General features: G+C 70.8%; 15 protein-coding genes and 1 pseudogene. 3 read left to right on the top strand and 13 right to left on the bottom strand.

Annotated elements, in window-relative coordinates:
- Positions 1 to 3: 3 nt before the first annotated feature.
- Positions 4 to 741 (bottom strand): adhesin, encoded by a 738-nt coding sequence (locus ACFO0C_RS19570; RefSeq protein ID WP_378068080.1) that lies wholly within the window; start codon positions 739 to 741, stop codon positions 4 to 6.
- A gap of 126 nt (positions 742 to 867) precedes the next feature.
- Here ACFO0C_RS19570 and ACFO0C_RS19565 point away from each other — a divergent pair, with 126 nt between their 5' ends.
- Positions 868 to 1,764, top strand: coding sequence for an A/G-specific adenine glycosylase (locus ACFO0C_RS19565; RefSeq protein WP_378068079.1), 897 nt, complete (start codon positions 868 to 870; stop codon positions 1,762 to 1,764).
- 137 nt (positions 1,765 to 1,901) lie between these two features.
- Here the strand turns inward: ACFO0C_RS19565 and ACFO0C_RS19560 are convergent.
- The 11 genes and pseudogenes from ACFO0C_RS19560 to ACFO0C_RS19510 form a co-directional block, all read right to left on the bottom strand.
- Positions 1,902 to 2,036 (bottom strand): annotated as a pseudogene (locus ACFO0C_RS19560) (DUF4291 family protein); the annotation flags it as partial.
- A gap of 77 nt (positions 2,037 to 2,113) precedes the next feature.
- Positions 2,114 to 4,639 (bottom strand): ATP-dependent Clp protease ATP-binding subunit, encoded by a 2,526-nt coding sequence (locus ACFO0C_RS19555; RefSeq protein WP_378068078.1) that lies wholly within the window; start codon positions 4,637 to 4,639, stop codon positions 2,114 to 2,116.
- A gap of 348 nt (positions 4,640 to 4,987) precedes the next feature.
- Complete coding sequence (locus ACFO0C_RS19550) at positions 4,988 to 5,344, bottom strand: histone-like nucleoid-structuring protein Lsr2 (protein WP_378068077.1); 357 nt, start codon at positions 5,342 to 5,344, stop codon at positions 4,988 to 4,990.
- A gap of 95 nt (positions 5,345 to 5,439) precedes the next feature.
- Positions 5,440 to 6,948 (bottom strand): lysine--tRNA ligase, encoded by a 1,509-nt coding sequence (lysS, locus tag ACFO0C_RS19545; RefSeq protein WP_378068076.1) that lies wholly within the window; start codon positions 6,946 to 6,948, stop codon positions 5,440 to 5,442.
- A 51-nt stretch (positions 6,949 to 6,999) separates the two neighbouring features.
- Complete coding sequence (locus tag ACFO0C_RS19540; protein ID WP_378068075.1) at positions 7,000 to 7,758, bottom strand: type III pantothenate kinase; 759 nt, start codon at positions 7,756 to 7,758, stop codon at positions 7,000 to 7,002.
- A 138-nt stretch (positions 7,759 to 7,896) separates the two neighbouring features.
- Entirely contained in the window at positions 7,897 to 8,760 is an 864-nt protein-coding gene (gene nadC / locus ACFO0C_RS19535; protein ID WP_378068515.1) for a carboxylating nicotinate-nucleotide diphosphorylase, read from the bottom strand.
- 85 nt (positions 8,761 to 8,845) lie between these two features.
- Positions 8,846 to 10,540, bottom strand: a complete 1,695-nt coding sequence (locus ACFO0C_RS19530) for an L-aspartate oxidase (protein ID WP_378068074.1) — start codon at positions 10,538 to 10,540, stop codon at positions 8,846 to 8,848.
- Positions 10,541 to 10,602: 62 nt separating this feature from the next.
- Positions 10,603 to 11,508 (bottom strand): septum formation family protein, encoded by a 906-nt coding sequence (locus tag ACFO0C_RS19525; protein WP_378068073.1) that lies wholly within the window; start codon positions 11,506 to 11,508, stop codon positions 10,603 to 10,605.
- Between the two features lie 85 nt (positions 11,509 to 11,593).
- Positions 11,594 to 12,025, bottom strand: coding sequence for an aspartate 1-decarboxylase (gene panD, locus ACFO0C_RS19520; RefSeq protein ID WP_378068072.1), 432 nt, complete (start codon positions 12,023 to 12,025; stop codon positions 11,594 to 11,596).
- Positions 12,025 to 12,858, bottom strand: coding sequence for a pantoate--beta-alanine ligase (gene panC / locus ACFO0C_RS19515; protein WP_378068071.1), 834 nt, complete (start codon positions 12,856 to 12,858; stop codon positions 12,025 to 12,027). Before panC ends, panD begins: the two co-directional genes overlap by 1 nt.
- A complete protein-coding gene (locus tag ACFO0C_RS19510; protein WP_378068070.1) occupies positions 12,830 to 13,723 on the bottom strand; it encodes a Rossmann-like and DUF2520 domain-containing protein in 894 nt (297 codons plus the stop codon). The genes panC and ACFO0C_RS19510 overlap by 29 nt, the downstream gene beginning before the upstream one ends.
- 150 nt (positions 13,724 to 13,873) lie before the next feature.
- Here ACFO0C_RS19510 and ACFO0C_RS19505 point away from each other — a divergent pair, with 150 nt between their 5' ends.
- Together ACFO0C_RS19505 and ACFO0C_RS19500 are read left to right on the top strand one after the other, a co-directional pair.
- Positions 13,874 to 14,854 (top strand): SAM-dependent methyltransferase, encoded by a 981-nt coding sequence (locus ACFO0C_RS19505; protein ID WP_378068069.1) that lies wholly within the window; start codon positions 13,874 to 13,876, stop codon positions 14,852 to 14,854.
- Positions 14,855 to 14,898: 44 nt separating this feature from the next.
- On the top strand, positions 14,899 to 16,038 hold the full coding sequence (locus ACFO0C_RS19500) for an NADH-quinone oxidoreductase subunit D (RefSeq protein WP_378068068.1): 1,140 nt from the start codon (positions 14,899 to 14,901) through the stop codon (positions 16,036 to 16,038).
- Positions 16,039 to 16,042: 4 nt separating this feature from the next.
- On the opposite strand, the gene ACFO0C_RS19495 is transcribed toward ACFO0C_RS19500, so the two are convergent.
- The gene (locus tag ACFO0C_RS19495; RefSeq protein WP_378068067.1) at positions 16,043 to 17,284 is read right to left on the bottom strand and encodes a hypothetical protein; all 1,242 of its coding nucleotides are present in this window, start codon (positions 17,282 to 17,284) and stop codon (positions 16,043 to 16,045) included.
- Between the last annotated feature and the right edge of the window lie 89 nt (positions 17,285 to 17,373).

Below are 17,373 nucleotides of genomic sequence, written 5' to 3'. Positions count from 1 at the left end.
GGTTCAGTTGACGACGGTCAGGACGACCGGGGCGCTGAGGATCGTGTCGAGGCGGCCGAGCAGCTGGTAGGCACCGGTCGGCGGGATCGGGCCGGACGAGGAGCTGCCGGTGCACTGGTTGGACTGCTTGCCGTTCCAGGTGACCTCGAAGACCTTCTCGGCACCGGCGGTGAGGGTCTGCACGTCGTTGCCCTTGAGGGCCGCGCACTGGTCGGAGGACCAGATGTGCTGGGCTCCGTCGGCGATGTAGAGCTCCTGGGCGCTGGCGCCAAGGTCACGGGTGCAGGTGCGGTTGCCGATGTTCTTGATCTTCAGCTTGATCTGGGTGGACGAGCCCCGCTGCGGTGACGTGTCCGACGGGATCGGGGTGAGCTGCATCTCGGCGTCGGTGCAGGCGGCTCCGGCGGCCGGCGGGTTGACGGCGGCGGTCGTGTTCGCCGGGGCCGGCAGGGTCTCGCCGTCGTCGGGGTCCTGGGACAGCAGGTCGGCGGGATCCGGGTAGGCCGGCCCGACTCCGGGGTCGGCGCTGTCCTCGAGGGACGGGGTCGGTGACGCGCTCGGGTTCTTGGCGGCCGGTGTCGGGAACTGCGAGGCCTCCGACGACGCCTTCTTCGGGTCCGATTCGTCCCCACCGCCGCAGGACACGAACACCACGATGACGCCGAGCAGCAACGCGCCCAGCACGACTGCACGCCGCCGCCAGTAGACCGCGGGTGGGAGGGGACCGACCGTCGCACGCATGATGCCGCCCACCGTAAACCCGGACGACCGTCACTATGTGCATGACGCGCCGGGTGTACGACACCAACTCGCTCACGGGTCGTTAAAGATGGACCTTGCGCGGGTGCCGCCTACAGTTGACGGGCTATGACACTCGCTGACGACGCCATCGCCTGGTATTCCGTGAACGCCCGTGATCTGCCCTGGCGGCAGCCCGACACCACCCCGTGGGGGGTGCTGGTCAGCGAGGTGATGCTCCAGCAGACCCCGGTGGTGCGGGTCGAGCCCGCGTGGCGGTCCTGGATGACCCGCTGGCCCGTTCCGGCGGCGCTCGCTGACGACCCGCCGTCGGAGGCGATCCGCATGTGGGGGCGGCTCGGCTATCCGCGGCGGGCGATGCGGCTGCACGCCTGCGCCGTCGCGATCGTGGAGCGGCACGGCGGCCGCGTGCCCGACGACCTGGACGAGCTGCTCGCACTGCCGGGTGTGGGGACGTACACGGGGCGGGCGGTGGCGACGTTCGCCTACGGCCAGCGGCATCCGGTCGTCGACACCAACGTGCGGCGGGTCGTCTGTCGCGCCGTCGAGGGCAAACCCGACGCGGGCCAGGCCACCACCGCCGCCGACCTGACCGCCATGGAGGCGCTGCTCCCGCGGGACACGGCGCGGGCGGCGAAGGCCAGCATCGCGTTCATGGAACTCGGCGCGATCGTCTGCACGGCACGGTCGCCGAAATGCGTCGACTGCCCGTTCCACGACGTCTGCGCCTGGCGGCTCACCGGGCAGCCGCTGCCCGAGGGGCCCAGCCGCAAGCCGCAACGCTACGCCGGCACCGACCGGCAGGTCCGCGGCCTGCTCCTGGAGGTCCTGCGGCACGCCACCGGACCGGTGCCGCAGCAGCGCCTGGACGCCGTCTGGACCGACGAGGTCCAGCGGGCCCGGGCCCTGGCCGGGCTCGTCGAGGACGGGCTCGTCGAGACGCTCGGTGCCGGCGATTTCGTCCTGGCAGGCGACGCTCCGGCGGGCGAAGTTCAAACCCTTTAGGGGTACGCCGTGCTCCGGTCCCGTGGCCACACCGCGACGTCCGGCGGTGGTCCGGGCCGACGAGCGGCCGCCGGGCTGAATCCGGTGGTCACCGTCAGAGCCGGGTCAGTCGGCGCCGAGGTGGCCGGCTATCGGGACCGGCAGCGGCGGAACGGTGGCACGAACCGCCCGGCACGCGCGGCCGGCACCGCGATCGCCGGCGAGTAGGCCTGGTAGACGGTGATGGTGCGGTCGTCGTACACGGCGCGGATCTGACGCTTCATGCCCCGCATGATCGCGCCGGCCGCACGCCCGCGTAAAACGAAAAACCCGGCCGCGTCGCCGCGGCCGGGTTTCCGTCAGAACCTGCTCACTCCTCGGTGGTGGTCGCCGTCCCGAGGTCGGCCGGAACCGCGTCGGGCACGGTCACGCCCTTCTCGGCGCCGCGGAAGACCAGCTTCGCCTTCTCGAACTTGGCCGGGTCGCCCTCGCAGTCCACGACGACGATCTGGCCGGGGCGCAGCTCGTTGAAGAGGATCTGCTCGGACAGGGTGTCCTCCAGCTCGCGCTGGATGGTCCGGCGCAGCGGCCGGGCGCCGAGGACCGGGTCGAAGCCCTTGGCCGCCAGGTAACGCTTGGCGTTGTCGGTCAGCTCCAGGCCCATGTCCTTGTTCTTCAGCTGCCCCTCGATGCGGGAGGTGAAGATGTCGACGATCTGGAGGATCTCCTTCTCACGCAGCTGGTGGAAGACGATCGTGTCGTCGATGCGGTTGAGGAACTCGGGGCGGAAGTGCTGCTTCAGCTCGTCGTTGACCTTGATCTTCATCCGCTCGTAGCTCGACTCCTCGGCCTCGGAGGCCTGGAAGCCCAGCGACACCGCCTTGGCCACGTCACGCGTGCCCAGGTTGGTGGTGAGGATGATGACCGTGTTCTTGAAGTCGACGATCCGGCCCTGACCGTCGGTGAGACGGCCGTCCTCCAGGATCTGGAGGAGCGTGTTGAACACGTCGGGGTGGGCCTTCTCGATCTCGTCGAAGAGCACCACGGAGAACGGCTTGCGACGCACCTTCTCGGTCAGCTGGCCGCCCTCGTCGTAGCCGACGTAACCGGGAGGGGCACCGACGAGACGGGACACCGTGTAGCGGTCGTGGAACTCCGACATGTCGAGCTGGATCAGCGCGTCCTCGGAGCCGAACAGGAACTCCGCGAGGGCCTTGGACAGCTCGGTCTTACCGACACCGGACGGGCCGGCGAAGATGAACGAGCCGGACGGGCGCTTCGGGTCCTTCAGACCCGCACGGGTCCGCCGGATCGCCTTGGAGACGGCCTGGACCGCGTCCTCCTGGCCGATGACGCGCTTGTGCAGCTCGTCCTCCATGCGCAGCAGGCGGGAGGTCTCCTCCTCGGTGAGCTTGTAGACCGGGATGCCGGTCCAGTTGCCCAGGACCTCGGCGATCTGCTCGTCGTCGACCTCGGACACCACGTCCAGGTCGCCGGCCTTCCACTCCTTCTCCCGCTGCGCCTTCTGGCCGAGGAGGGTCTTCTCCTTGTCGCGCAGCTGGGCGGCACGCTCGAAGTCCTGAGCGTCGATCGCGGACTCCTTGTCGCGGCGCACCTGGGCGATGCGCTCGTCGAAGTCGCGGAGGTCCGGCGGCGCGGTCATCCGGCGAATACGCATCCGTGCGCCGGCCTCGTCGATCAGGTCGATCGCCTTGTCCGGGAGGAAGCGGTCCGAGATGTACCGGTCGGCCAGCGTCGCCGCGGCCACCAGGGCGGCGTCGGTGATGCTGATCCGGTGGTGCGCCTCGTAACGGTCACGCAGACCCTTGAGGATCTCGATGGTGTGCGCCAGCGACGGCTCGCCGACCTGGATCGGCTGGAAGCGGCGCTCGAGGGCCGCGTCCTTCTCCAGGTGCTTCCGATACTCGTCGAGGGTGGTGGCGCCGATGGTCTGGAGCTCACCACGGGCGAGCATCGGCTTGAGGATGCTGGCCGCGTCGATCGCGCCCTCGGCGGCGCCGGCGCCGACCAGGGTGTGGATCTCGTCGATGAACAGGATGATGTCGCCGCGGGTGCGGATCTCCTTGAGCACCTTCTTCAGGCGCTCCTCGAAGTCACCGCGGTAGCGGGAACCGGCGACCAGGGCACCCAGGTCGAGGGTGTAGAGCTGCTTGTCCTTGAGCGTCTCGGGAACCTCGCCCTTGACGATGGACTGCGACAGGCCCTCGACGACGGCGGTCTTGCCGACGCCGGGCTCGCCGATCAGCACCGGGTTGTTCTTGGTGCGCCGCGACAGCACCTGCATGACCCGCTCGATTTCCTTCTCCCGGCCGATGACCGGGTCGAGCTTGCCCTCGCGGGCGGCCTGCGTCAGGTTGCGGCCGAACTGGTCGAGCACGAGCGAGGTGGACGGCGCGGCCTCGCCGGTGGCGGTGCCCGCGGCGGCCGGCTCCTTGCCCTGGTAGCCGGAGAGCAGCTGGATGACCTGCTGGCGGACCCGGTTGAGGTCGGCGCCGAGCTTGACCAGCACCTGGGCGGCGACGCCCTCGCCCTCACGGATCAGGCCGAGCAGGATGTGCTCGGTGCCGATGTAGTTGTGGCCGAGCTGGAGGGCCTCCCGCAGGGAGAGCTCCAGAACCTTCTTGGCGCGCGGCGTGAACGGGATGTGCCCGCTCGGCGCCTGCTGCCCCTGGCCGATGATCTCCTCGACCTGCTGCCGGACCCCCTCGAGGGAGATGCCCAGGCTCTCCAGGGCCTTGGCGGCGACGCCCTCGCCCTCGTGGATCAGGCCGAGCAGGATGTGCTCTGTCCCGATGTAGTTGTGGTTGAGCATCCGGGCCTCTTCTTGGGCCAGGACGACAACCCGTCGCGCTCGGTCGGTGAACCGCTCGAACATGCCCTCGTGCTCCTCACGTGCCGTGCGCCCATGAACTGGCGGGGCCAGCGCACGGGCATCGGTGATGCCCGTGCTGTAACTCTATCGCCGCTGACGGTCTCCGCTGGGCCTCCGCAGCCCCTCGAAGCGATCCGCAACGTTGATTTAGCCAACTTCGCACGCTCAGCGGCTGTTCCCCCACCCGAACGTGTACGCGTACAGCGAAATCCTGCCGATCCACAGCCTGTGGACAACTCTGTCCACCCCTGTGGATAACCGTAGTGACCGGCGGGTCCGCCCGGCGGGTAAACGCGGAGAGGGCGCGCCGACGTCGTCGTCGGGGCGCCCTCTCCGAGGTCGTGCCGTGTATCAGGCCCGGCCCGGGCCCTTCGCGTGGAACTCGTCCACGATCTCCTGCGGGATGCGGCCGCGGTCGGAGATCTCCTTGCCCGACTTCTTGGCCCACTCCCGGATCGCCTTGTTCTGCTCCCGGTCCGCGGTCGCGCCGCCACGGCCACGCGCCGCCCGGCCGCCGACCACGACGCCGCCGCGGGCGACCTTCGTACCGTGCGTCAGGTAGGGCTCGAAGACCTCCCGCAATTTCGCGGCGTTCTTCTCCGAGAGGTCGATCTCGTACTGAATGCCGTCGAGCGCAAACTTCACGGTCTCGTCGGCGTCGACACCGTCGATGTCATCGACCAGCTTGTGAATGATCTGCTTGGCCACGCGCCGTTATCCTCCCGAACACAGGTTCTCTCCCCAGCAATGGGAAGACAATAACGCCAGGGGCGCATCACCCGTCAATGGCGGGTGGGTAATTGTTACTCCGGGCGGACCAAGGGGAAGAGGATCGTTTCCCGAATGCCGAGGCCGGTGAGCGCCATCAACAGCCGGTCGATTCCCATTCCCATGCCACCGGACGGCGGCATTCCGTACTCCATGGCACGCAGGAAATCCTCGTCGAGCTGCATCGCCTCGGGGTCGCCACCGGCCGCGAGCAGCGACTGGGCGTGGAACCGCTCGCGCTGGATCACCGGGTCGACCAACTCGGAATAGGCGGTCGCGAGTTCGAATCCGCTGACGTAGAGGTCCCACTTCTCGGTCAGGCCGGGGGTGGTCCGGTGCGGCGCGGTCAGCGGGGCGGTCTCCTCCGGGAAGTCCCGGACGAACGTCGGCTGGACCAGGCTGTCGGTCACCAGGTGCTCGAACAGCTCCTCGGCCAGCTTGCCGGCGCTCCACTTCGGGTCGGCCGAGAGCTGCACCTTGTCCGCGTAGCGCTGCAGCTGGGCGAGGTCGGTGTCGATGGTGACCTCCTCGCCGAGCGCCTCGGAGATCGCGCCGAACAGGGTGATCTCCGCCCACTCACCGCCGAGGTCGACCTCGGTGCCGTCCATGTGGGTGACCACATGCGAACCGGAGACGGCAACCGCGGCCTCCTGAATCCACTGCCGCACCTGCGCCTGCATGACGTTGTAGTCGGCATAGGCCTGATAGGCCTCGAGCATGGCGAACTCCGGCGAGTGCGTGGAGTCCATGCCCTCATTCCTGAAGTTGCGGTTGATCTCGAAGACCCGATCGATGCCACCGACCACGGCACGCTTCAAAAACAGTTCCGGGGCGATGCGGAGATAAAGATCGGTGTCGAGTGCGTTGCTGTGCGTCACAAACGGCCGTGCCGCAGCGCCGCCGTGCAGCAACTGGAGCATCGGAGTTTCCACCTCGAGGAAATTCCGGCGGAACAGCGACTCACGCAGGCTGCGGACCACGGTCGCCCGGGTACGCACGACGTCACGGGCCTGCGGACGGACGATCAGATCGACGTAACGCTGCCGGACCCGGGTCTCCTCGGAAAGCGGCTTGTGCGCGACCGGAAGAGGACGCAGAGCCTTCGCGCTCATCGCCCAGGAATCGGCCAGAACGGAGAGTTCACCACGCCGGCTGGTGATCACCTCACCGGTGACCGCGACCAGGTCGCCGAGGTCGACCACGCCTTTCCAGTCGGCCAGCGACTTCTCACCCACCTTGTCGAGCGAGAGCATCGCCTGGATCTCGGTGCCGTCGCCGGCGCGCAGCGTGGCGAAGCAGAGCTTGCCGCCGTTACGGACGAAGATCACCCGGCCGGTGATCGACACCGTGTCGCCGGAGGCGGTGTCGGTGGGCAGGTCCGCGTAACGGGCGCGGATCTCGGCGATCTCGGCGGTCCGCGGGACCTCGACCGGGTAGGGCGGCACGCCCTCGGCGAGCAACCGGTCCCGCTTCGACCGGCGGACCCGCATCTGCTCGGGGAGGTCCTCGGCGGGGTCGATCGCTGGCGTGTTCTGCTCGGTCACGGCAAGACTTCCTTCTCGGTGCTGGGACCTCGAAAGCCTACTCAGGCGGGCTCAGACGTTCCGCTCATATACCATCCGCAGGCCGATCAGCGTGATCATCGGCTCGTGGGCGGTGATCGTGCGGCACTCGTCCTTCACGAGCCAGGCCAGCCCACCGGTGGCGATCACCGCGCGGACCGGGCCGATCTCCTCGATCATCCGCTCGACGATCCGGTCGACCTGGCCGGCGAACCCGAAGTAGAGACCGGCCTGCAGGCACTCGACGGTGTTCTTGCCGATCACCGAACGCGGCTTGGTCGGCTCGACCTTGCGCAGCTGGGCGGCACGGGCCGCGAGCGCGTCGAAGGAGATCTCGATACCCGGCGCGAACGCCCCGCCGAGGAACTCGCCCTTCGCGCTGATCAGGTCGAAGTTGGTGGTGGTGCCGAAGTCGACCACGATCGACGGTCCGCCGTAGAGGGTGTGCGCGGCCAGGGTGTTGACCACCCGGTCGGCGCCGACCTCCTTGGGGTTGTCGATGGCGAGCTGGACCCCGGTCTTCACACCCGGCTCGACGATCACGCTGGGCACGTCGTCGTAGTAGCGCTTCAGCATGGTGCGCAGGTTGCGCAGCGCCGCCGGGACGGTCGAGCACGCCGCCACGCCGGTGATCTCCACGGCGTCGCCGGCGAGCAGGCCCCGGAATTTCAGGCCCAGCTCGTCGGCGGTCGAGGCGGCATCGGTCTTGATCCGCCAGTTGTGCACCAGCTTGTCGCCGTCGAAGGTCGCCAGCACGGTGTTGGTGTTACCGATGTCAATACAGAGCAGCACGAAGGCCCCTAAGAATCAAAATCAAGACCCTTATCTTGTACGGCCACGACTCCCCCGAACGCACCGGGACCGTCCCGCGGCCCGAAGCCCGCCACGCCCGGCCACGACCCTCGCGACCGGGCACCCCGCCACGGGCGGTCAGCGGCCCCGCAGATCCAGCGCGATGTCCAGGATCGGCGACGAATGGGTCAGCCCGCCCACCGACAGGTAGTCCACCCCGGTCGCCGCGTAGGCGGCCGCCGTCTCCAGGGTCAGGTTGCCGGTGGCCTCCAGCTCGACCCGGTCACCGACCGCGCGCACCACCTCGGCCAGCAGCTCCGGTGTCATGTTGTCGCAGAGCAGGAAGTCCGCGCCGGCCGCGACCGCCTCCTCCGCCTCGGCGAGCGTGGTCACCTCGACCTGCACCGTCACGTCCGGGAAGGTGACCCGGACCAGCTCGTAGGCCGCGGTGATACTGCCCGCCGCCAGCTTGTGGTTGTCCTTGATCATGGCGACGTCGTAGAGGCCCATGCGCTTGTTGGTGCCGCCGCCGGCCCGTACCGCGTACTTCTCCAGCACCCGCAGGCCCGGCGTGGTCTTGCGGGTGTCCAGCACCGTGGCGCTGGTGCCGTCCAGGATGTCGGCCCACCGGCGGGTGTGCGTGGCCACCCCGGACATCCGGCACAGCAGGTTCAGCGCGGTGCGCTCGGCGGTCAGCAGCGCCCGGGTCGGGCCGGTGATCACGGCGAGGACGTCACCGCGGCGCACCCGGTCGCCGTCGCTCACCCGGGCGTCGAAGGTCGCCGTGCCGGCGCTGGTGGCCGCGAAGACCTCGGCCGCCACCAGCAGGCCGGCCACCACACCGTCGGCGCGGGCCACCAGCTCGGCGGTGTCGGTCTGCGCGGCCGGGATGGTGGACTCGCTGGTCACGTCCCGCGGCGGGTCACCGAGGTCCTCGGCCAGCGCGGTCAGCACGATCCGCTGCACCTCGCCCAGGTCGAGGCCGAGGTCGGCGACCGGCACCTCGTCGCCGGGAAGGTCCTCGTCGGGGGAGAGAGTGCCGCCGTCGATGATGGTCACGCTGGGCTCCCTGCTTCGCTGCGGTCGATCACGCCATCTCCTGGAAGTCCTGGGTGAGGTGTCCGTCGGATCCGACGGCGTTGCGCAGGTGGCCGCGCCATTCGTCGGCCGCGTTCGGGTGGTCCTCGCGCCAGTGGCAGCCACGGGTCTCCCGGCGGCTGCGGGCCGACGCCACCAGCGTCGACGCCACCGTCAGCAGGTTGGTGACCTCCCACGCCGCGGTGTTCGGCCGGGACCGCTGCTCGGCCAGGCGGGCCAGCTCCTTGGCCGCGGTGTCCAGCGAGTCGGCCGAGCGCAGCACCCCGGCGCCGCGGGTCATCGCCCGCTGCAGCTCGGCGCGGATCGCCGGGTCGGCGACCCAGGCCGGCCCGGGCGCCGTGTCACGGGCCGGTTCGGCCTGCCCGGGCAGCTCGCGGGCGATGTCGTCGGCGATCCGGCGGGCGAAGACCAGGCCCTCCAGCAGCGAGTTGCTGGCCAGACGGTTCGCGCCGTGCACACCGGTGCAGGCGACCTCGCCGCACGCGTACAGCCCGGGAATGCTGGTGCGCCCGTGCAGGTCGGTGCGGACGCCACCGGACGCGTAATGGGCGGCCGGGGCGACCGGGATCAGGTCGGTGGCCGGGTCGACACCGGCCGCCCGGGTGGACGCCATGATGGTCGGGAAGCGGCCCTCCAGGAACTCCTTCCCCAGGTGCCGCGCGTCGAGGTAGACCTGGTCGGCGCCGGTGGCCCGCAGCACCCGGTAGATGCCCTTGGCGACCACGTCGCGGGGCGCCAGCTCGGCCAGCTCGTGCTGCCCGACCATGAACCGCGTGCCGCTCTCGTCGACCAGGTGGGCGCCCTCCCCCCGCAGCGCCTCCGAGATGAGAGGCCGTTGCACTGCGTCTACCAGCGGAACCTCAACGGAGTCCCGGGAAGACCCCACTCCTGAAATGCCGGCCGTCACGAATGACGTGGGGTGGAACTGGACGAACTCGACGTCGGTCACCTCGGCGCCGGCCCGCAGTGCCAGCGCGACCCCGTCGCCGGTGGAGACCGACGGGTTCGTGGTGGACGAGAAGATCTGGCCCATCCCGCCGGTGGCCAGCACCACGGCCCGGGCCAGGATCGCGCCCACGCCGTCCTCGGAGCCCTCCCCGAGCACGTGCAGGGTGAGCCCGCAGGCGCGGCCGTCGGCGGCGCGCAGCAGGTCCAGCACGAGCGCGTGCTCGACCAGGCGGATCCACGGGTCGCGGCGGACCGCCTCGTGCAGGGCGCGCTGCACCTCGGCCCCGGTCGCGTCACCACCGGCGTGCACGATCCGGTCGGCACGGTGGCCTCCCTCGCGGGTCAGCATCAGCGAGCCGTCCGGGTTGCGGTCGAACTCGGCGCCGCGGCGGATCAGCTCGCGGATCCGGGCCGGGCCCTCCTCGACGAGCACCCGCACCGCGGCCGGGTCGCAGAGCCCGACGCCGGCGATCTCGGTGTCGTACGCATGGGCCTGCGGCGTGTCCAGCGGGTCGAGCACCGCCGCGATCCCGCCCTGTGCCCACCGGGTGGAGCCGTCATCAATGTTGACCTTGGTGACGACGGTGACGTGCAGACCCTGTTCCCGCAGGTAGAGGGCCGCGGTGAGACCGGCGATGCCGGAGCCGACCACGACGACGTCGGTGGTCTCGGTCCAGCCGGGCTCGGCGGCGGCAAGCCGGCGTGGCAGTGCCGGTAGATCCGCGAGAGGTGACATGGGGTTCAGTACACTCCGCGCCCGCGGTCCCGTCACGCCGGGGCCGCCATCAGTGGTCACCGTTACTTGTACTGGACCGGAAGGGCCTTCGTCCCCTTGCCCTTGAGGGAGCCGGTCAGTTCGGCCCCGTCCAGCCACAGATAGCAGCGCACCCCGTGGTCGCCCTGCGCCCAGACGTCGGCGTTGCCCGGCAGCGAGACGACACCGGTGCGGTACTGGAGGTTGCCGTCGTTGGGTACCCCGACGTACGTCGCGGTCAGTTCGCGGCAGCCGCTGTGGAACTCCTCCCAGGCGGCGTCGCCCTTCGGGTAGGCGGTCTTCGCACCGGCGGTCCACACCCCGACGAACTCGGCGTTGTGCTTGGTGGCGCACCCGACCGGCGGCATCCGGGTGATCGCCCCGGCCTTGTCGAGTTCGATGGCGTAACAGGTCAGGGCCAGCGGGTTGGCCGGGTCGGCGAGCGCGTTGCGCAGGCTGCCGGACCGCTGGATCAGGGCGCCGTCGTTCTCGATCGAGTCGAGTTCCACCACCTCGCAGCGGAACCAGCGGCTGCCACCACCCCATGCGGCCGGCGACGGGTGGGTGACGCCGATCCACAGCCGGGCGTTGCGCCACGGGCCACCGACGTACGTGGTCGTCTTCTGATCGCAGACCTGATAGGCGGCACGGGCCCCGGCCGAGGCACCGGCCGGCGGTTCGGCGGCGTCCGAGGCCGGAGCGGGGTACTCACCGACGAAGACGGTCTCGGTGCGATGCAGGACGGCGCAGTCCGTCTCCTCGTAGGTGACGCGCGGCCCGGTGACGGCGAAGTTGGAGAGGTGGCAGGTCTCGGCGACCGGCACGAAGCCGATCGCCGGCGCCATCGCACCCCAGTCGTTGGTGAGGTCCCCGTCGACATCGCCACCACTACCGCAGCCGGCGACGGCGAGAAGAGCCGCAGCAGCGACCGCCCCCCATCGGAATCGCATGAACCGTGCCTCCCGAGCCTCGGCACCTGTATCCGATTCGCCCACTGTATGGGCATATCTGAGGCTCGGAGGAGGAATGCCGGAACTACCCGGCGGAAGACACCGTGAGGTCACCGCGCACCAGGTCATCGACCATCCCCGCCACCGCGGCGGCCGAATCGGCGCCCAGCTCGATGATCTCGTTGGCCGCGTTCACGTGCACGATCCGCGGGCGGTAGGACCGGGCCTCGGCGTCCTCCATCTGCCCGTAGGAGATCAGGATGACCAGGTCGCCCGGGTGCACCAGGTGGGCCGCCGCACCGTTGATGCCGATCACGCCGGAACCCCGCTCGCCCGGGATCACGTAGGTCTCCAGGCGCGCGCCGTTGGTCACGTCGACGATCGCGACCTGCTCGCCCGGGATCAGATCAGCCGCCTCCAGCAGGTCCAGATCGACGGTGACCGAACCGACGTAGTGCAGGTCCGCCTGCGTCACGGTGGCCCGGTGGATCTTGGACTTGAGCATGGTCCGGAGCATCAGGCGCCCTTCAGCAGAGTCAGCGGAACGTTGTCGATGAGACGGGTGCTGCCGACCCGGGCGGCCACCAGCAGGCGCGCCGGGCCCTCGTCCGGGGCCGGGCCCAGATCCGCCCCGGTCAGGGCGAGATAGTCCGGCCGTACCCCCGGCTCCTCGGAAAGGATCTTTTGGGCGGCCGCCAGGACCGCCTCGGGCCCGGCATGCGCCGCGCCCTCGCGCAGAGCGCGGGAGAGAGCCAGCGCGGCCTTGCGCTCCTCCGGCGACAGAAAGCGGTTGCGGCTGGACAGGGCGAGACCGTCCTCTTCGCGTACGGTCGCAACGCCCACGATCTCGGCGGGCAACTCCAGGTCGCGCACCATCCGCCGGATCAGCGCCAGCTGCTGGTAGTCCTTCTCCCCGAAGTAGGCCACGTCGGCCCGGGTCAGCATGAGCAGTTTCTCGACCACCGTGAGCATCCCGGAGAAGTGCCCCGGCCGGCTGGCGCCCTCGAGGATCTCGCCGAGCGGCCCCGGCTGCATCGTGATCGACGGCGCCCCGTCCGGATAGACGTCGTCGCGGGCCGGCGCGAACACCACCGACACGCCCTCGGCCCGGCAGGCCGCCAGATCGTCGTCGAGGGTCCGCGGATACTTCTCGTAGTCCTCGCCCGGCCCGAACTGCAACGGGTTCACGAAGATCGTGACCAGCACGAACGCGGACCGCTCCCGGGCCACCCGCATCAGCCGCCGGTGCCCCTCGTGCAGCGCGCCCATCGTCATCACGACGGCGATCTCACCGGTCGCCGCGTCCAGCGCGGTGGCCAGGTCAGCGCGGGTGTGCACCAGAACGGTCACGCGTCGTTCCCTTCTCCTCGTGTGCCGCGACCCGGGACAGGACGTCCAGCAGCGCGGTGGCGTCCTGCGGCCGCAGCCGCCCGGAGGCGATCGCCCGGTCCGCGGTGCGCCGCGCCATCGCCAGGTAGGCCGGCACCGCGTCGGCCGGCATCCGGTCCAGGTGCTTGGCGACCGTGCCGGCGTCGCCACGCGACACCGGGCCGGTCAGGGCGGCGTCGCCCATCCGCAGCGCGTTGTCCAGCGCCGCGGTCAGCAGCGGGGTCAGCACCCGGCCGGGCTCGCCGACACCGGCCGCACGCAGCAGGTCGGCCGCCTCGTTGACCAGCGTGACCAGATGGTTGGCGCCGTGCGCCAGGGCCGCGTGGTAGACCGGCCGGGACTCCTCGGCCACCCACTCCGGCACCCCACCCAGGTCGGCGACGAGCCGGGTGGCGAACACCCGGTCCGGAGCGGTCACGCCCCAGGCGATGCCGGGCAGCCGGGCCAGGTCGGTGTCCGCGCCGGTGAAGGTCATCGCGGGGTGCAGGGCCATGCCGTTCACATCGCCCAGGACGGCCAATCCGTGAGCCCCGGAGGTGTGCGCCACCACCTGGCCGTGGCGCAGCGCGCCGGTCCGGTCCAGCCCGGCGACCACGGCGGCCAGGGTGTCATCGGGAACGGCGAGCAGCAGCAGATCGGTGGCCGCCCGGGCCACCTCGTCGGCCGGGAGGATCGCGGCGTCCGGCAGCAGGCGGGCGGCGCGTTCACGGGAGGCGGCGGAGACGGCCGCGGTGGCGACCACGTGATGCCCGGCCGCTCGCAGCGCCGCGCCCAGCACGGCACCGACCCGGCCGGCGCCCACGACGCCGACAGTCAAAGCGTTCATCAGGATCCAGTCCTCGTTGCAGGGGTACCGGTCGAGCGCCAGTATGCGCCGTTTTAACACGCCCGTGACAAGCACGTGTGAAGTACCGCACCGGACATCTCCCGTTCGGCCGTCCACCCACCGGCCTGAGACCGCACCTAGGGTGACGGGATGGGTGTCGGGTGGCGACTGGCCATGCAGACGGCGCTGTACGGCCGCGACGGGTTCTTCGTGCGGCAGCACGACGGGCCGGCTGATCATTTCCGCACCAGCGTGCACGCGTCACCGCTGTTCGCCGGGGCGCTCGCGCGGGTGGCCGAGCGGGTCGACGCCGCACTCGGCCGTCCACGGGTCTTCGATCTGGTCGACGTCGGAGCCGGGCGCGGCGAGTTGATCACCGCACTGCTGGCATCGCTGCCGGTGGCCCTGGCGGGGCGGGTCCGTGCCACAGCGGTCGAGGTCGCGCCGCGCCCGGCCGGGCTGGATCCGGCGGTGCACTGGCGGCCGGACGTCCCCGCGGAGATCACCGGGCTGCTGATCGCGACCGAGTGGCTGGACAACGTGCCGCTCGACATCGTCGAGACCGACGAGCACGGGCGGCTGCGGAAGGTGCTGGTGGACCGGGCCACCGGGACCGAGACGCTGGGCGCCGAGGCCGACCCGGCCGACCGGTTCTGGACCAGCCGGTGGTGGCCGGGCCCGGGACGGATCGAGGTCGGCTGGCCCCGGGACGCGGCCTGGGCCGACGCGGTCGGCTCGATCCGGCGCGGTGCGGCGCTCTGTGTGGACTACGGGCACGTGAAGGCGGAGCGGCCGGTACTCGGGACGCTCACCGGGTTCCGGCACGGCCGGCAGGTGATCCCGGTGCCGGACGGCGGCTGTGACGTCACGGCACACGTGGCGATGGACGCGGTGGCGGCCGCGGCCGGGGTTCCCCATCGGATGGTGCGGCAGTGGGAGGCGCTGCGGGCGCTCGGTGTGGACGGTTCACGGCCGCCGCTGGACCTGGCCCGTACCGATCCGGCCGGCTACCTGCGGGCGCTCGGGGCGGCCGGTGCGGCGGCCGAACTGACCGATCCGAACGGACTCGGCAGCCACTGGTGGCTCTGCCACACCATCGGTCTCACCGACCGTGGCACGATGCTGTGGTGACCCTCCGACCGCCCCACCCACCACCCGGAAAGCGGACTGACGACATGTCTTTGCGGGAGATGACCGTCGGCACCGGGGCCGGGCTGGACACGGCCGACATGGTGCTCAACATCGGCCCGCAGCACCCGTCCACACACGGCGTGCTCCGGCTCAAGCTCACCCTCGACGGCGAGCGCGTGGTCTCGTGCGAGCCGATCGTCGGCTACATGCACCGCGGCGCCGAGAAACTGTTCGAGGTGCGCGACTACCGGCAGATCATCATGCTGGCCAACCGGCACGACTGGCTGTCCGCGTTCTCCAACGAGCTCGGCGTCGTCCTCGCCGTCGAGCGGCTGATGGGCATCGAGGTGCCGGAGCGGGCGACCTGGCTGCGGATGGCCCTGGCCGAGCTCAACCGGGTTCTCAACCACCTGATGTTCCTCGGCTCCTACCCGCTGGAGATCGGTGCGATCACGCCGATGTTCTACGCGTTCCGTGAGCGCGAGACCCTCCAGGCGGTGATGGAGGAGGTCTCCGGCGGCCGGATCCACTACATGTTCAACCGGGTCGGCGGCCTGAAGGAGGAGATCCCGGCCGGTTGGACCAAGCGGGCCCGCCAGGCAGTCGCCGCGGTCCGGCGGCGGATGCCCGACATCGACAACGTGATCCGGCGCAACGACATCTTCATGGCCCGCACGGTCGGCGTCGGCGTGCTCAGCGCGGCCGACGCGGCGGCCTACGGCGCCTCCGGTCCGGTGGCCCGGGCGAGCGGTCTGGATTTCGATGTACGGCGGGACGAGCCCTACCTCTTCTACGACCAGATCGACGTGCCGGTGGTGACACGGACGTCCGGTGACTGCCACGCCCGTTTCGAGGTGCTGCTGGAGCAGGTCCTCGTCTCCCTCGACCTGATCGACGAGTGCCTGGACCGGGTGGACCGCACCGGCGGCCCGGTGAACGTGCGGCTGCCCAAGGTGGTGAAGGCGCCGGAGGGGCACACCTACGCGTGGACCGAGAACCCGCTCGGCGTCAACGGCTACTACCTGGTGTCGCGGGGTGAGAAGACACCGTGGCGGCTCAAGCTGCGGACCGCCTCCTACGCCAACGTGCAGGCGCTGGCCACCCTCATCCCTGGCTGCCTGGTGCCGGACCTGATCGCGATCCTCGGGTCGATGTTCTTCGTCGTCGGCGACATCGACAAGTGACCGGTCACCAGTTCTGCTGGCCGCTGTCGTAACCGGGGTAGTTGGCGAACTCGGCGAGCGTGCCCACATTGGTGTCGTTCGCCGACGGGCGGTGGCGGCGGGCCTTGTAATCGGCGCTCGTCTCCGGGTCGTCGGCCCCGGCGTAACCGTTGCTCGCACCGAAGTCGCCGTCCGGCGACTCGGGGCGGCCGTACTGGACGCCGGGACGGACCGCGGCGGCCGCCCGTGCCTGCGGCGGCGCCATCATGCCGTTCGGGCCGGGCGGCATGACGCCGGGGACGGAGGCGGCGGCGCGGGGGCGGGGCACCGGCTGGCCGATCGGAGGCGACGGAACCGAGGCTGCCGCGGAGGCGCGGGCGACCGGGACCCGCGGCGGCACGGCGGCGGTGGCCCGGCCGGCGGGCCCGCCCTGCGCGGGGAAGCCCTGCGAGACGGTGCCTTGCGCCGGGAAACCCTGCGAGACGGTCCCCTGCGCCGGGAAGCCCTGCGACTGCGCCGGCGAGACGGGCTGGACGATGCCGGGCACCGAGGCGCGGCCACCGGTCGCCCGGGCCGGCTGCTGGTAGGTCTCCTCCTGGTAGCCGTCGTCGGCGTAGCCGTCCTGCGGATACCCGTCCTGCTGGTAGCCGTCCTGCGGATACCCGTCCTGCTGGTAGCCGTCCTGCTGGTACCCGTCCTGCGCGTAACCGTCCTGGTACCCGTCCTGCTGGTAGCCGGTGGTCTGGTCGTCGTAGCCGTACCCGGACTCGTCGTACTGGTACTCCGGCTCCGGCTCGTGCTGGACCACCGGCTCCGGCTGGTGCACGAAGGTGGGACGGCCGGGCGGCGGTGTGAAGGCCGGCTTCGGGGCGACCTGGGCCCGCCCACCGGTGTTGCGCACCGGCAGCGGCGGCCTCGGGTCGGCCTCGGGGACGGGGACGGGGACGGGGACGGGGACGGGGACGGGCGGAGCGGCCGGGACGGCGGCGGCGAACTCGGCCCGCAACTGCTTGCGCAGCCCCTCGACCTCCTCGGCGACCCGATCCTCGACATCCATCCGGAGCAGCACCGGATCGGCCCTGATCAGCACCGACGCGCCGATCAGCACGACGCTGACGGCCATCAGCAGGACCGCGAACCGGACCGTGCTGGAGTCGCCACCGATCAGCACGACGGCGGCCGCGATCGGGGCGAGGACCACGCCCGCCCAGACGAGGCCACGGAGCAGTCGCGCGCTGTGTCCCGATTGGGTGTCCCGTTCCGGCATGGCCGCAGATGTTACCGAGACCACGTCCGTGACAAAACAGCCGAACGCGGTACGGCACATTCAGGCGGTGACGTGGGGATCCCCGGGGG

The organism is Actinoplanes subglobosus, from assembly GCF_042650585.1.
Classification (GTDB): Bacteria; Actinomycetota; Actinomycetes; order Mycobacteriales; family Micromonosporaceae; genus Actinoplanes; species Actinoplanes subglobosus.
Note: the sequence above shows the minus strand (reverse complement) of the source record. Positions and strands in the feature narration are given on the sequence as shown.

Coding starts and splice junctions, on each gene's coding strand:
- ACFO0C_RS19510 (WP_378068070.1), bottom strand. CDS start 13,723: ATGAACGCTTTGACTGTCGGCGTCGTGGGCGCCGGCCGGGTCGGTGCC.
- ACFO0C_RS19495 (WP_378068067.1), bottom strand. CDS start 17,284: ATGCCGGAACGGGACACCCAATCGGGACACAGCGCGCGACTGCTCCGT.
- ACFO0C_RS19530 (WP_378068074.1), bottom strand. CDS start 10,540: ATGTCACCTCTCGCGGATCTACCGGCACTGCCACGCCGGCTTGCCGCC.
- ACFO0C_RS19555 (WP_378068078.1), bottom strand. CDS start 4,639: ATGTTCGAGCGGTTCACCGACCGAGCGCGACGGGTTGTCGTCCTGGCC.
- ACFO0C_RS19525 (WP_378068073.1), bottom strand. CDS start 11,508: ATGCGATTCCGATGGGGGGCGGTCGCTGCTGCGGCTCTTCTCGCCGTC.
- ACFO0C_RS19570 (WP_378068080.1), bottom strand. CDS start 741: ATGCGTGCGACGGTCGGTCCCCTCCCACCCGCGGTCTACTGGCGGCGG.
- panD (WP_378068072.1), bottom strand. CDS start 12,025: ATGCTCCGGACCATGCTCAAGTCCAAGATCCACCGGGCCACCGTGACG.
- ACFO0C_RS19505 (WP_378068069.1), top strand. CDS start 13,874: ATGGGTGTCGGGTGGCGACTGGCCATGCAGACGGCGCTGTACGGCCGC.
- ACFO0C_RS19565 (WP_378068079.1), top strand. CDS start 868: ATGACACTCGCTGACGACGCCATCGCCTGGTATTCCGTGAACGCCCGT.
- ACFO0C_RS19500 (WP_378068068.1), top strand. CDS start 14,899: ATGTCTTTGCGGGAGATGACCGTCGGCACCGGGGCCGGGCTGGACACG.